Origin of the sequence: Streptomyces sp. NPDC088147, assembly GCF_044741565.1 — a bacterium.
Taxonomy (GTDB): domain Bacteria; phylum Actinomycetota; class Actinomycetes; order Streptomycetales; family Streptomycetaceae; genus Streptomyces.
This window is the reverse complement of sequence record NZ_JBIUSY010000004.1, coordinates 527,245-539,873: the sequence shown is the minus strand read 5'-3', so window position 1 is coordinate 539,873 and position 12,629 is coordinate 527,245. Positions and strand designations below refer to the sequence as shown.

13 protein-coding genes are annotated in these 12,629 nt (G+C 71.4%); all 13 read left to right on the top strand.

Annotation, left to right across the window (positions count from 1 at the left end; genetic code table 11):
* Positions 1-262 precede the first annotated feature (262 nt).
* On the top strand, positions 263-751 hold the full coding sequence (locus ACIOGX_RS17440; protein ID WP_356511786.1) for an XRE family transcriptional regulator: 489 nt from the start codon (positions 263-265) through the stop codon (positions 749-751).
* A 67-nt stretch (positions 752-818) separates the two neighbouring features.
* The gene (locus tag ACIOGX_RS17435) at positions 819-1,364 is read left to right on the top strand and encodes a ParH-like protein (RefSeq protein ID WP_356511785.1); all 546 of its coding nucleotides are present in this window, start codon (positions 819-821) and stop codon (positions 1,362-1,364) included.
* Positions 1,357-2,574 (top strand): MAB_1171c family putative transporter, encoded by a 1,218-nt coding sequence (locus tag ACIOGX_RS17430; RefSeq protein WP_401914066.1) that lies wholly within the window; start codon positions 1,357-1,359, stop codon positions 2,572-2,574. The genes ACIOGX_RS17435 and ACIOGX_RS17430 overlap by 8 nt, the downstream gene beginning before the upstream one ends.
* Before the next feature lie 128 nt (positions 2,575-2,702).
* Positions 2,703-2,876 (top strand): hypothetical protein, encoded by a 174-nt coding sequence (locus tag ACIOGX_RS17425; RefSeq protein ID WP_356511781.1) that lies wholly within the window; start codon positions 2,703-2,705, stop codon positions 2,874-2,876.
* Between the two features lie 51 nt (positions 2,877-2,927).
* A complete protein-coding gene (locus ACIOGX_RS17420; RefSeq protein ID WP_356511779.1) occupies positions 2,928-3,095 on the top strand; it encodes a hypothetical protein in 168 nt (55 codons plus the stop codon).
* Between the two features lie 52 nt (positions 3,096-3,147).
* Complete coding sequence (locus tag ACIOGX_RS17415) at positions 3,148-3,309, top strand: hypothetical protein (RefSeq protein WP_165372063.1); 162 nt, start codon at positions 3,148-3,150, stop codon at positions 3,307-3,309.
* Between the two features lie 39 nt (positions 3,310-3,348).
* Entirely contained in the window at positions 3,349-3,534 is a 186-nt protein-coding gene (locus ACIOGX_RS17410; RefSeq protein ID WP_356511777.1) for a hypothetical protein, read from the top strand.
* Positions 3,535-3,586: 52 nt separating this feature from the next.
* Positions 3,587-3,757 carry a hypothetical protein gene (locus ACIOGX_RS17405; protein WP_165372062.1) on the top strand — a complete coding sequence of 57 codons (171 nt, stop codon included), beginning with the start codon at positions 3,587-3,589 and terminating at the stop codon, positions 3,755-3,757.
* 120 nt (positions 3,758-3,877) lie between these two features.
* Positions 3,878-5,773 (top strand): alpha/beta fold hydrolase, encoded by a 1,896-nt coding sequence (locus ACIOGX_RS17400; RefSeq protein ID WP_401914061.1) that lies wholly within the window; start codon positions 3,878-3,880, stop codon positions 5,771-5,773.
* Positions 5,754-6,389, top strand: a complete 636-nt coding sequence (locus ACIOGX_RS17395) for a DUF5819 family protein (protein ID WP_401914059.1) — start codon at positions 5,754-5,756, stop codon at positions 6,387-6,389. The genes ACIOGX_RS17400 and ACIOGX_RS17395 overlap by 20 nt, the downstream gene beginning before the upstream one ends.
* A gap of 309 nt (positions 6,390-6,698) precedes the next feature.
* Positions 6,699-8,801: a glycoside hydrolase family 3 N-terminal domain-containing protein gene (locus ACIOGX_RS17390; RefSeq protein ID WP_401914260.1), complete on the top strand. Its 2,103-nt coding sequence runs from the start codon at positions 6,699-6,701 to the stop codon at positions 8,799-8,801.
* A gap of 97 nt (positions 8,802-8,898) precedes the next feature.
* Positions 8,899-10,959 (top strand): APC family permease, encoded by a 2,061-nt coding sequence (locus ACIOGX_RS17385; protein WP_401914057.1) that lies wholly within the window; start codon positions 8,899-8,901, stop codon positions 10,957-10,959.
* A 251-nt stretch (positions 10,960-11,210) separates the two neighbouring features.
* Positions 11,211-12,539: a class I SAM-dependent RNA methyltransferase gene (locus tag ACIOGX_RS17380; protein ID WP_401914054.1), complete on the top strand. Its 1,329-nt coding sequence runs from the start codon at positions 11,211-11,213 to the stop codon at positions 12,537-12,539.
* Positions 12,540-12,629: the final 90 nt, after the last annotated feature.

Genomic DNA, 12,629 nt, shown 5'->3' with positions numbered 1-12,629 from the left:
GGGCACCATGCCGCGACGGATTGCCGGTCATGGGCCCGAGCGGTGCCGGGGATGTCGCCCTCGTCCGCGCTCACGCCCACCGTATCGGCAACCAGGAACGGGAGATCAGGTGTGTGCCCCGTCGGTTGTCCCCTGCCGCGCGGGCCGCCGCCGGACGGGCAGGAGTCCGCCGGGTTCACCCGTCCGTGTCAGCCGGCAGCTAGAGTGAAGGGCAGTGCGGCCCGGTTCCATCTGGGCTGATCAGTCGTGCGAGAGGCAGAGGATGGCCGAGCCGGAGTCCGCGGAATCCTCGTTGGCCGACAAGATCGACGGGCTGTTCAGAGCCGTACGCCGGCCCAACCGGGAGCAGTACAGCCACGAGGAAGTGGCCCGCGCCTGCCGGGAGGCGACCGGTGACAGCTTCTCCGCCACCTATCTGTGGCAGTTGCGCACCGGACGGCGTGACAACCCCACGAAGCGGCATCTCGAAGCCCTGGCACGGTTCTTCGACGTTCCGGTCGCCTATTTCTTCGACGGTGACCAGGGGGCCGCGATCGCCCGGGAACTGGAACTGCTCGCCGCGCTGCGTGACGCCGGGGTGCGGAGTGTGGCCCTGCGCGCCGTCAATCTCTCCCCCGAGAGCGTCGGCACGATCAGCGATCTGATCGATGTGATCGCCCGGCGTGAGCAAGGCGGTCCGGAACGGGGTCCGGAGCGGGCTTCGGAGCAGGACGGTGCGGAGCGGGACGGCCCCGGGCGGGGCGGCGGCTGAACCTTCCGGGTGACGGACGTCCGGACGAAGCCCGAGGATGCCGAGGATGGGGAACGGTGCGTGGTGCGTGAGGACTGACCGGGGTCTCAGACGGCAGTGGCAGCGCTGCCTGCGAACCGTCGAGGCACTTCAGCTGCCCAGCCCGTTCGACGCGACGGTGTTCATCGACATGCTCGCGCGGACGCGGGGGCGACCCATCGATCTCGTCCCGGTCGTGGCCAGACCGCACACCCCATGCGGCCTGCTGATCACCACGGACCGCGCGGACTGCATCCTCTACGCGGCCGACACCACGCCGCTGCACCAGCAGCACATCCTGCTCCACGAGGCCGCCCACATCATCTGCGGCCACCACGAGACCGCTCCCGCGGCGGCCACCGCCGCCCAGGTCCTGATGCCCCATCTGCCCGCCTCGCTGGTCCAGCGCGTCCTCGGCCGCAGCGTCTACACCGAGCCGCAGGAGCAGGAGGCGGAACTCGTCGCCTCCCTCATCCTCACGCGCGCCGCCGGGCTCGACCGGACGAGCGCCGCCCCGCCGCCCGCGGAGCCGGGGGGATCCCGGCTGCACACGCTGTTCGGCACCCACGGGCGGCGGACCCGCGCGGATGGCTGACCTCACCGCCTATCTCGCGGCCGGCGTCTTCCTCGCGTACGCCGTGCACCGGCTCGTGGTCATCCGCCGGAAGGGGGCCGACTCCGCGCAGCGCCATGTCGTCGGCTTCGCGCTGTGCATGGGGCTGGCGATGCTGTTCAACGCGCCGGCCACACTCAGCGCGCTGGGCCGCCTCTTACCGGCGTCGGAGGCCGTCATGCTGCTCACCCACCAGCTGAAGACGGGAGCCTTCAGCTTTCTCGTCCTCGTGGCCCTCGCGCTCAAGACGCCGGGGCCCGCGCGCCCCGCCGTACGGCGGCAGGTCTCCCTGGCACTCGCCGTCCAGACGGTGTCCATCGCGCTGTTCCTCGCCGCCGGCCCCAGGATCCTCGGCGACTCCCTCGTGGTCCCGGACGGGCGGGGCCCGCTGCTCGCCGGGTACAACGCCGTCTTCGCCGGCTACGGCTCCTGGTGTCTGTGCGTCCTGGGCCGCGAACTGGCCCGCCACGCACGGGGGACCGTACCGGGCCTGCTGCGCACGGGGCTGCGGCTGATGACGCTCGCCGCCGTGTGCGGCGTGGTGTGGACCTCGTGGGCCCTGCACGACATCACCGTCAATCTGGCCGACGGGCGGCAGGGGCTGGGCGAGGACCTGGTGTCCAGCGTGCTGGGCGCGATCACCGCCGTCCTGGCCACCGGCGGCGCCAGCGCCACGCTGTGGGGCGGACGGCTCTCGGCGCCGGGCAGGTGGCTGCGCGCCCACCGCGCGTACCGCGCCCTGGAACCGCTGTGGGCGGCCCTGTACGTCGAACTCCCGGAGATCGCGCTGCCCGCGTCCGCGGCCGGCCGCCGCCCCGGTCCGCGGCGTACGGAGTTCGCCCTGTACCGCCGGGTCATCGAGATCCGCGACGGCCATCTGGCCCTGCGCCCCTACCTCCATCCGTACGTTCCGGTGTGGGTGGCCGAGGAGCTGCGGCGCACGGACGAGCGTGATCACGACGCGGTCGTCGAGGCCGCCGTCATCGCCGCGGCGCTGGAGAACAAGCGCGCCGGACAGCGGCAGGACGGCGCGCTCCTCGGCCGGGCCGCGCACACCCCGCCGCCGATGCCGGGGACGGTCGAGGCGGAGGCGGCCTGGCTGCTCCGGGTGACCGACGCCTTCCGGCACTCCGCCGCGGTCCACGCGATCCGGGGCCGGGTCCGTGCGGGCACCTCCGACGTGCGCCGTTAGCTGATATGAATGCGATGCAAAGTTACATCCATAACAGTTGACGTATCTCCCGCGTGCGCAACATGATGAGCGCGTCAACTCAAGCGCTCCCTGCGGCAGTTGAGATCCCTGTCTCCGGAAGGATTTCTGTGTCAGCTCTTGCTCAGCGTGTCAATGACAACAACTCCCTCGCGACCATCCCCCTGCACACCACCGAGGTGCGGATGGTCGAGTCCCCGGACTCGGTCATCAGCACCCCGGCGACGGCCGCCGCCGTGGTGGTCGCCTTCGCCGCGGGATACGTCGCCGGTCACATCGGCTGATCCAGGCCCGGTCGTGTCCGCGCGACCGTCCTGAGAGGAAAGGACGTTCCCGTGTCCGATCTGGCGCGGAGCGCCAACGACAGCGGCGTCCTGGCCGCTGTTCCCCTGCACGTCACCGCGGTTCAGAGGCCGGCGGAACCGAATCCCGTGATCTGCATCGCCAACACGGCCACCAACGGGGCCTCGGTCGACGTCGCTTTCGCGGCGCACGGGGGCTGACCCGTGGCTCCCGTCTCTGACCGCTCACCCCACTGTGTGAAGGAGATCTCCCGTGTCCCATCTCGCCCGTCGTGTCAATGACAGCACCGCTCTGACGGCCATTCCGCTGCACAGCAACGAGGTGCGGAAGATGGCGGACTCCGAGATCGAGCCGATCATCTGCATCGTGCTCGTGACCGGCTGCATCAGCTTCGGGGTCTCCTACACAGGCTGATCCCCGCCCGAAACGACCGACTCCCCCTAGGAGAACGCGATGTCTTCTCTGTCCCGCCAGGTGAACATGAGCGGTGCTCTGGCCACGGTGCCGCTGCACACGACTCAGGTGCACCAGATGGAGCCCTCGGACTCCGCCGTCTGCTGCCCGGCCGTGCTCGTCACCTTCGCCGCCGGTATCGCTTTCGGCTACGCGCTGGGCGGTGGCCTCACCGAGGAGCAGTGACCCTCACCGCCTCCCTCGCCCTCTCCACCGACCATCTGATCAGGAGCCCAGCATGTCCCTACTGGCCAACCATGTGAACGAGAGCAGCGCTCTCGCGACCGTTCCGCTGCACACCACCGAGGTGCAGCGGGTCGACGTTCCCGACTCCGTCATCTGCTGCCCCGCGGCGGTCCAGGTCGGCGCGGCGCTGGTGGCGGCCTTCGTCGCCGGCTACAACCTCTGAGTCTCCCGGCCCAACCGGTGCGCCGGACCGTGCTGTCCGGCAGTTGTCCGGCGGCTGTCCGGCCCGGCGCACCGCCGACCGCAGCCGGCTCCTCGGCCGGCACGAAGGGGAAGATCTGTTATGGCGAGACTGCCGCGGCTGCTGCGTGCCGCCGTGTCGCCGCCCAGGGTGAGCCGCTCCTCGGCGGTCACCACCATGGAACGGCTCAGTGCGACGACCCACTTGGTGTCGAGCCTGGAATACCTGGTCACGGAGAAGGACCGGCTGCCCGGCGGGATGAACGACTGGCGCGTTGGCAGGGAACAGTTCCGTGCCTGGCCGGCGCCGGTCCGCAAGGTGCTCGACGTGGTGTCGGGCCCCCGGGGCAGCCGGGTGCTGCACGGCGCGCGGGTCGTCGCGGCGGCGGCGCTCCTCGCCCCGCTCCCGAGGCGCGGACGGCTCGCGGCCGACCTGGTCCTGTCGGCGACCTCGCTGGCGCTGTACCCGCGCAACCACTACGGCACCGACGGCTCCGACCAGGTGGCGTTCCTCGTACAGACCACCGCGACGGTGGCGCGGGCCCTTGAGAACCGGCCGCGGGCGGTCGACGCCTGCCTGTGGTTCGCCGGCCTTCAGTCGGTGCTCTCGTACGCGACGTCCGGCTGGGTCAAGGTGTCCAGCCCGACCTGGCGCAGCGGCCGGGCCCTGCCCGGAGTGATGCGTACCAAGTCCTACGGCGAGGCCACGACCTGGCGTCTGCTCACGAAGTATCCGCGCACCTCGCACGCGCTGAGCACCGGTGTGCTCGCGCTGGAGTGCGCGTTCCCCGTGGTCCATCTGGCCAAGGGCCGGGCGGCCCCGGTGCTGGTGGCCGCGGTCGGCGGCTTCCATCTCGCCAACGCGGGCGTGATGGGCCTGGGACGCTTCCTCACGTCCTTCTGCTCCCTGCACTCCGCCGTGCTCTACATCGCGGGACCACGGGTCAGGGCATGGCCGGACGGCCGGGTGGAACGGCGCGACGACGCCTTCCCCGTGGCCGTCGGCGCTCTGCTGACGGCCGCTCTCGCCGCGGGCGTCGTCTCCCGTACCCGGCAACGCTGGACCGTGCTGCGCGGGCGGGGCGACGAGCGGGAGATGACGACGGCGTCGGGCAACACCCTCGTGTACCGGTGGGCCGGGGAACCGGCCGGGGCGCTCGGCCCCGACGCGCCGGTCGTCGTCCTGGAGCACGCCCTCAGCTCGACCCCCGAACGCGCCGAGTGGCTCGTCTCCGAACTCGCGGAGCGCCATCCGGTGGTCACCTATCAGCGCGCCGGTTACGGCCGGAGCGGCTACGCCGGATCCCGGCACTTCGACATCGACTCCGGCGCCGACGATCTGGCCGACCTCGTCGCACATGTGGCGGGCGACCGGCCCGTCGTGCTCATCGGCCACTCGCTCGGCGGCTATCTGGTCGCCAGGGCCGCTCGGCGGCTGCCCGGACAGGTCGTCGGCCTCGGGCTGATCGACCCCAGCCACCCGGGCGAGATGAGCGAGAACACCGGCACACAGGATCCGGACGGGCAGCGGGTGACCGATGTCCTCCGCCAGATGGCGATATCCCTGCGCCTGTGTCTCGGTCCGCTGCTGAAGAGCCCGGACTGGCTGGGCCAACTGCCCTCCGGCGTACGCGAGCTGGCCGAGGCGCAGTACCGGGACCCGGCCGTGTGGTCGGCGGCGCTGCGCGAGTGGCGCGGCAGCCTCGCGCGGTTCCGGCTGTACGAGGGACCGCTGCCCGCGACCGGCGTACCGGTGTGTCTGGTCACCTGCGCCAGGACGAACGAACTGACCGAGGCCCAGAAGGATCTTCAGGACGAGTACGCGCAGGTGGCGCCCCGCTCGGTCCGGCATGTACTGGACGTGCACCGCGACGCCGTGGTCGGTGAACGGGCCTCGGCCACGCGGGTGGCGGGGCTGATGACCGAGTTCATCGGCGGGCTGGCCGACGGCGCCGCCGATCGCGAGGAGGAGACGGCCGATGCCCGTTCGCGGCTTTGACGTTCCGGTGCCGGGCGTACCGCGCGGAGCGGGCGGTATACCGGGCGTTATATCGCGCGCGGCGGGCGGCCGTGACGCGGTGACCGCGCTGACCATCGGCGGTCTGGCCGCCTGGTTCACCCTGACCGTGCTGAGCCAGCACCCCAAGCGGGAGTTCGACCGGCTCGCGGAGTACGACAAGACAGGCATCGCCGTACCGAACTGGCGCTTCTTCGCCCCCGAGCCCGCGCAGCACGACTACCACGTCCTGCTCCGCACGGAGACGGCCGACGGGCGGCAGACCGACTGGGAGGAGGCGTCGGCCATCACACCGCGCCGTCCCGTCCAGATGGTGTGGTTCCCCGGCCGCCGCAGGGAGAAGGCGCTCTTCGACATCTGCCATGAACTGATCGCGGTCATGCGGAAGTCCGGCGGCGACATGACGCGTACCACGGCCTACCGGATGCTGCGGAACTCGGTGGCCCGGTCCGTGCACGAGGGGACGGGCGACGGCGCGCCGCCCCGGGGTTTCCAGTTCGTGGTCGCCCGCCACACCGGCCATGACACGGAGCACGAGCCGGACTACGTCTTCGTCTCCCCCTATATCCCGTACGACCCCTCCCGCCCGTACGTGTGAGACCGCCGCGGCGGACGGTGTCCCCGGCGATGTCCGCACCGGGAGGGGACGTCGTGGGCCTACCCGCCGTCGGAAGGGGTACGGATCACCGGCGCCGACGGTGATCCGTACCGCGGCGGGGCCCTGTGGCCCCCACCTCCAGGCACGTTGGGACGCGGGAGCATGGACCAGGAACAGGACCGTACGGACGACCGGGACCGTACGGACGACCGGGACCGTACGGACGACGGGGACCGTACGGACGACCGGGACCGTACGGACTACGGGGACCGTACGGACGACGGGCGCGTCGCGGAGCTGCTGGCCCGGATGACGGACGCGGAGAAGCTGGGCCAGCTCCAGCAGCTGGCGTGGACCGGGGACACCGGCCCCGGCGGCGGGCAGAACCATCTCATCGAGACGGCGGCCCGCGCGGGGGTGCTCGGCTCCGTACTCAACCTGCACGGCGCCGCGCACACCAACGCCCTCCAGCGCATCGCCGTCGAGGAGTCACGGCTCGGTATCCCGCTGCTCTTCGGTTTCGACGTGATCCACGGTTTCTGGACCACCTTCCCGATCCCGCTCGCGCAGGCGGCCAGCTTCGATCCGGCGGTCGCCGAGCGGGACGGCGAGGTGGCCGCCGCCGAGACCCGGTCCAACGGGGTGCACTGGACGTTCGCGCCGATGATGGACGTGACCCGCGATCCGCGCTGGGGACGGATCGCGGAGAGCTGCGGGGAGGACCCGTATCTGACGGCCGCGTTCGCGACGGCCAAGGTCCGCGGCCACCAGGGCGACGACCTCGGCGATCCGCGCCGGATCGCCGCCTGCGCCAAGCACTTCGCCGCGTACGGGGGCGCCGAGGGCGGCCGTGACTACAACACGGTCGATGTCTCGGAACAGCGTCTGCGCAATCTCTATCTGCCGCCGTTCAAGGCCGCCGTGGAGGCGGGCGCGGCGACGGTGATGGCCGCCTTCAACACCGTCAGCGGCGTCCCGGCCCACGCCCACCCGCATCTGCTCTCCGACATCCTCAAGGGGGAGTGGGGCTTCGACGGCGTCGTGGTGAGCGACTGGAACGGGGTCCACGAACTGCTCGTGCACGGCTTCGCCGAGGACGCCGCGGCCGCCGCCGGGCTCGCGTTCGAGGCGGGCCTCGACATGGAGATGGTCAGCACGGAACTCGCCGACCACGGACGGGAGTCGCTGCGTGGCGGGACGCTCTCCGCCGGGCGTCTCGACGACGCCGTGGCGCGCGTGCTGCGGCTGAAGTTCCGCCTCGGGCTGTTCGAGCGGCCGTACGTGGACGAGGGCGCCGCGCTGACCGGCCCGACGGCGGAGAGCCGGGCGGCGGCCCGCGAGACCGCGGGCCGGTGCGTGGTGCTGCTCAAGAACGAGGGGGAGACGCTGCCGCTGAGCCGTAGCCTCTCCTCGGTCGCCGTGGTCGGCCCGTTCGCGGACTCCACCGATCTGCACGGCACCTGGTCGGGGCCCGGCGCGTCCCGCTTCCCCGCGGTCACCGTCCTCGACGGCGTACGGGCGGCGCTCCCGGACACCGCCGTCGTCCGGCACGCGGAGGACCTTGAGGCCGCTGTGGCGGCGGCGCGCTCCGCCGACCTGACCGTGGTGGTGGCCGGCGAGCCCACGGAGCTGAGCGGAGAGGCGTCGTCGCGCAGCGACCTCTCGCTGCCCGCCGGCCAGGAGGAGCTGATCCGGGCGATCGCGGCGACGGGCCGGCCGTTCGTCGTCGTGCTCGTCGGCGGGCGCCCGCTCACCGTCGACGGCTGGCTCGATCGGGCGCCGGCCGTGCTGGCGGCCTGGCACCTGGGCATCGAGGCCGGTCACGCGCTCGCCGACGCCCTGTTCGGAGACGTGAACCCCGGTGCCAAGCTGCCGGTGAGCTTTCCGCGCTCGGTGGGGCAGATCCCCGTCTACCACAACCACGAGAACACCGGCCGCCCGTCCGGACCGGACGGCCCCGGGGCGCCGTTCACCTCGTCGTATCTGGACATCGGGCGCGGACCGCGGTTCCCGTTCGGATTCGGCCTCAGCTACACCGGCTTCGAGATCGGCGCGCCGGAGCCGAGCCGGGACGCCGTCGGCGTCGCGGAGTTGTCGGGCGGCGCCGAGGTGGAGGTGGCGGTCGCCGTACGGAACACCGGGCAGCGCGCGGGTGACGAGGTCGTACAGCTCTATGTGCATGACCGGGCCGCCTCGATCGTCCAGCCGGTGCGGCGCCTGCGCGGCTTCCGGCGCGTCACGCTCGGCGCGGGGGAGAGCGCGGTGGTGCGGTTCCGGCTCGGCGCGGAGGACCTCGGGTTCTGGACGAACGACCCCGCGGGCCGTTTCCTCGTGGAGCCGGGACGTATCGATCTCTACGCGGGGAACAGTTCGCTGGCGACCGCGCGGTGCACGCTGACCCTCACCCGGTGAGGCGCGCGTACCGTGCCCGGAGGCCCCCGGACATGCCGGGCCGCGGGAGGGGGTGGTGCCCGCACGCGATGTTGTTCGAACGCATACGATCCCTTCCGTGTCCAAACTGACCGACGTGCCCAAACGCATCCTGATCGGGCGGGCGCTGCGCAGCGACAGGCTTGGGGAGACCCTTCTCCCCAAGCGCATCGCCCTGCCCGTCTTCGCCTCCGACCCGCTGTCCTCGGTGGCGTACGCGCCGGGAGAAGTCCTCCTGGTCCTGTCCATCGCGGGTGTGTCGGCCTACACCTTCAGCCCGTGGATCGCGCTGGCCGTCGTGGTCCTCATGTTCACGGTCGTCGCGTCGTACCGGCAGAACGTGCACGCCTATCCGAGCGGCGGCGGCGACTACGAGGTCGCGAACACCAACCTCGGCCCCAAGGCCGGACTCACCGTCGCCAGCGCGCTCCTCGTCGACTATGTGCTGACCGTGGCGGTGTCGATCTCCTCCGGCGTGGAGAACCTCGGGTCCGCGATCCCCTTCGTGGTGGAGCACAAGGTCCTGTCCGCCATCGTGATAATCGTGCTGCTCACGCTGATGAACCTGCGGGGCGTACGGGAGTCCGGGAAGCTCTTCGCGATCCCGACGTACGTCTTCGTCGGCGGGGTGTTCCTCATGATCGCCTGGGGCGCGTTCCGCGGGCTCGTACTCGGCGACACCATGCGCGCCCCGACATCCGACCTCGAGATCAAGCCCGAGCACCAGGGACTGGCCGGCTTCGCGCTGGTCTTCCTGCTGCTGCGGGCCTTCTCCTCCGGCTGCGCCGCGCTGACCGGCGTCGAGGCGATCAGCAACGGCGTCCCGGCCTTCCGCAAGCCGAAGAGCAAGAACGCGGCCACGACCCTCGCCCTGATGGGCGGCCTGGCCGTGACGATGTTCTGCGGCATCATCGGCCTGGCCATGGCCACCGATGTGCGGATGGCGGAGTCGCCCGGCACGGATCTGCTCCGCGACGGCGTCCCGGTCGGCTCCGGCTATGTCCAGAACCCGGTGATCTCCCAGGTCGCCGCCGCCGTCTTCGGCAGCGGCACGTTCCTGTTCGTCCTGCTCGCCGCGGCCACCGCGCTGGTCCTCTTCCTGGCCGCCAACACCGCGTACAACGGTTTCCCGCTGCTCGGCTCGATCCTCGCCCAGGACCGCTATCTGCCGCGCCAGTTGCACACCCGCGGCGACCGGCTGGCCTTCTCCAACGGAATCGTCCTGCTGGCCGGGGCCGCCGCACTGCTCGTCGGCCTCTACGGGGCGGACTCCACGCGGCTGATCCAGCTCTACATCGTCGGTGTCTTCGTCTCGTTCACGCTCAGCCAGACCGGCATGGTCCGGCACTGGAACCGCCATCTGCGGACCGAGCGGGACCCGGCCAAGCGCCGCCACATGATCCGGTCCCGGGCGATCAACACCTTCGGCGCCTTCTTCACCGGTCTCGTACTCGTCGTCGTACTGGCGACCAAGTTCACCCATGGCGCCTGGGTCGCGCTGCTCGGCATGGTGATCTTCTACGGGACGATGACCGCGATCCGTAAGCACTACGACCGGGTCTCCGCGGAGATCGCCGCCGCAGAGGGGCCGTCCGACGACAGCGCCCGGCCGTCCCGGGTGCACTCGATCGTCCTGGTCTCCAAGGTCCACAAGCCCACCCTGCGTGCCCTCGGGTACGCCAAGCTGATGCGCTCGGACACCCTGGAGGCGCTCAGCATCAATGTCGACGCGGCGGAGACGAAGCAGCTCAGGGACGAGTGGGAGCGGCGGGGCATCAACGTACCGCTGAAGATCCTCGACTCCCCGTACCGCGAGATCACCCGGCCGGTGATCGAGTACGTACGCGGTCTGCGCTCGGAGAATCCGCGCGACGCGGTGAGCATCTACATCCCGGAGTACGTGGTCGGCCGCTGGTACGAGCATCTGCTGCACAACCAGAGCGCTCTGCGGCTCAAGGGGCGGCTGCTCTTCACGCCGGGTGTGATGGTGACGTCGGTGCCGTACCAGCTGGAGTCCTCGGAGCTGGCGAAGAAGCGGGCGAAGCGGCGCGCGGCGTATGTGGCGCCGGGCGCGGTCAGGCGCGGTCCCGTGGACGCGCGGCCGAAGGAGGGGGACCGGGACCGGGATCGGAAGGACTGAGGGGGCGGACCCGGCCGAGCGGACGGAGGGGGCCGAGCGGGCGGAGTCGGCCGAGCGGGCGGAGGGGGCGGAGGGGGATCCGGCTCGTGGCAGCCGGGTGGGTGACGCGCACGTAGACTGGTGGGCTGTCGTCCACCCCTCCCCGTTTTCCTCCCCGTTTTCCCTTCCCCTTCCCCTTCGCCCTCCCCCTCCCCCTCCCCCTCCCCCTCCCCTTCGCCGTTCCCACCTCTGATCTTTTGGAGCCACCTCCCATGTCAACAGAACCCCAGGCTTCGCTGATCGGGGAGGAGTACGAGGTCGAGGTGGGCCCCGTCGCCCATGGCGGCCACTGCATCGCCCGTACCGCCGAAGGCCGCGTGCTCTTCGTACGGCACGCACTGCCGGGCGAGAAGATCGTCGCGCGTGTGACGGAGGGCGAGGAGGACTCCCGCTATCTCCGCGCCGACGCGGTGAAGATCGTCGAGCCGTCGAAGGACCGGGTCGAGGCCCCGTGCCCGTATGCCGGCCCCGGCAAGTGCGGCGGCTGCGACTGGCAGCACGCCAAGCCGGGCGTGCAGCGCCGCCTCAAGGGCGAGGTCATCGCCGAACAGCTCCAGCGGCTCGCGGGCCTCACCCCGGAGGAGGCGGGCTGGGACGGTACGGTCATGCCCGCCCCCGGCGACAAGCTGCCCGCGGGCGAGGTACCGGCCTGGCGCTCGCGCGTGCAGTACGCGGTCGACGAGGACGGACGCGCGGGGCTGCGCAAGCACCGGTCGCACGAGGTCGAGCCGGTCGAGCACTGCATGATCGCCACGGAAGGCGTCAGCGAGCTGGGCGTCGAGCGGCGCGAGTGGCCGCAGATCGCCACGGTCGAGGCGATCGCCGCGTCGGGCTCCGGCGACCGGCAAGTGATCCTCACCCCGCGCGAGGGCGGTCGGCTGCCGCTGGTGGAACTGGACAAGCCGGTGTCCGTGCTGCGGGTGGACGAGCACGACGGGGGAGTGCACCGCGTCCACGGCCGCGCCTTCGTCCGCGAGCGCGCCGACGGCCGTACGTATCGCGTCGGCATGGGCGGCTTCTGGCAGGTGCACCCGCAGGCGCCGCAGCTGCTGGTGGAGGCCGTGATGCAGGGCCTGATGCCGAGGAAGGGCGAGACCGCGCTCGATCTGTACTGCGGAGTGGGCCTGTTCGCCGGGGCCATCGCGGAGCGCGTCGGGGAGACCGGCGCGGTACTGGGCATCGAATCCGGCAAGCGCGCGGTCGAGGACGCCCGGCACAACCTCCAGGACATGCCCCGGGTCCGGATCGAACAGGGCAAGGTCGACCAGCTGCTGCCGCGCACCAGGATCACCGAGACGGACCTCATCGTCCTGGACCCGCCCCGCGCGGGCGCGGGCAAGCAGACGGTCAAACACCTCACGAGCCTCGGTGCCCGCCGCATCGCCTACGTCGCCTGCGACCCGGCCGCACTCGCCCGCGATCTGGCGTACTTCCGGGAGGGCGGCTACCGCCCGCGCACGCTGCGGGCTTTCGACCTGTTCCCGATGACGCACCACGTGGAGTGCGTGGCGATCCTTGAGCCCATGGCGAAGGGCGTCTGACCTGCGGCTTTCTGTATCAGGGTCGTTTCCCGACCTGTTTCGCCCTGTGTAACAGGTCGGTCGGCCCCGAGGCGCTGGGTGGCAGGCGCT

Bases quoted from the DNA above. Each gene is read 5' to 3' on its own strand.
- ACIOGX_RS17410 (WP_356511777.1), top strand. From the start codon at position 3,349: ATGTCTTCTCTGTCCCGCCAGGTGAACATGAGCGGTGCTCTGGCCACG.
- ACIOGX_RS17395 (WP_401914059.1), top strand. From the start codon at position 5,754: ATGCCCGTTCGCGGCTTTGACGTTCCGGTGCCGGGCGTACCGCGCGGA.
- ACIOGX_RS17380 (WP_401914054.1), top strand. From the start codon at position 11,211: ATGTCAACAGAACCCCAGGCTTCGCTGATCGGGGAGGAGTACGAGGTC.
- ACIOGX_RS17390 (WP_401914260.1), top strand. From the start codon at position 6,699: ATGACGGACGCGGAGAAGCTGGGCCAGCTCCAGCAGCTGGCGTGGACC.
- ACIOGX_RS17405 (WP_165372062.1), top strand. From the start codon at position 3,587: ATGTCCCTACTGGCCAACCATGTGAACGAGAGCAGCGCTCTCGCGACC.
- ACIOGX_RS17430 (WP_401914066.1), top strand. From the start codon at position 1,357: ATGGCTGACCTCACCGCCTATCTCGCGGCCGGCGTCTTCCTCGCGTAC.
- ACIOGX_RS17440 (WP_356511786.1), top strand. From the start codon at position 263: ATGGCCGAGCCGGAGTCCGCGGAATCCTCGTTGGCCGACAAGATCGAC.
- ACIOGX_RS17400 (WP_401914061.1), top strand. From the start codon at position 3,878: ATGGCGAGACTGCCGCGGCTGCTGCGTGCCGCCGTGTCGCCGCCCAGG.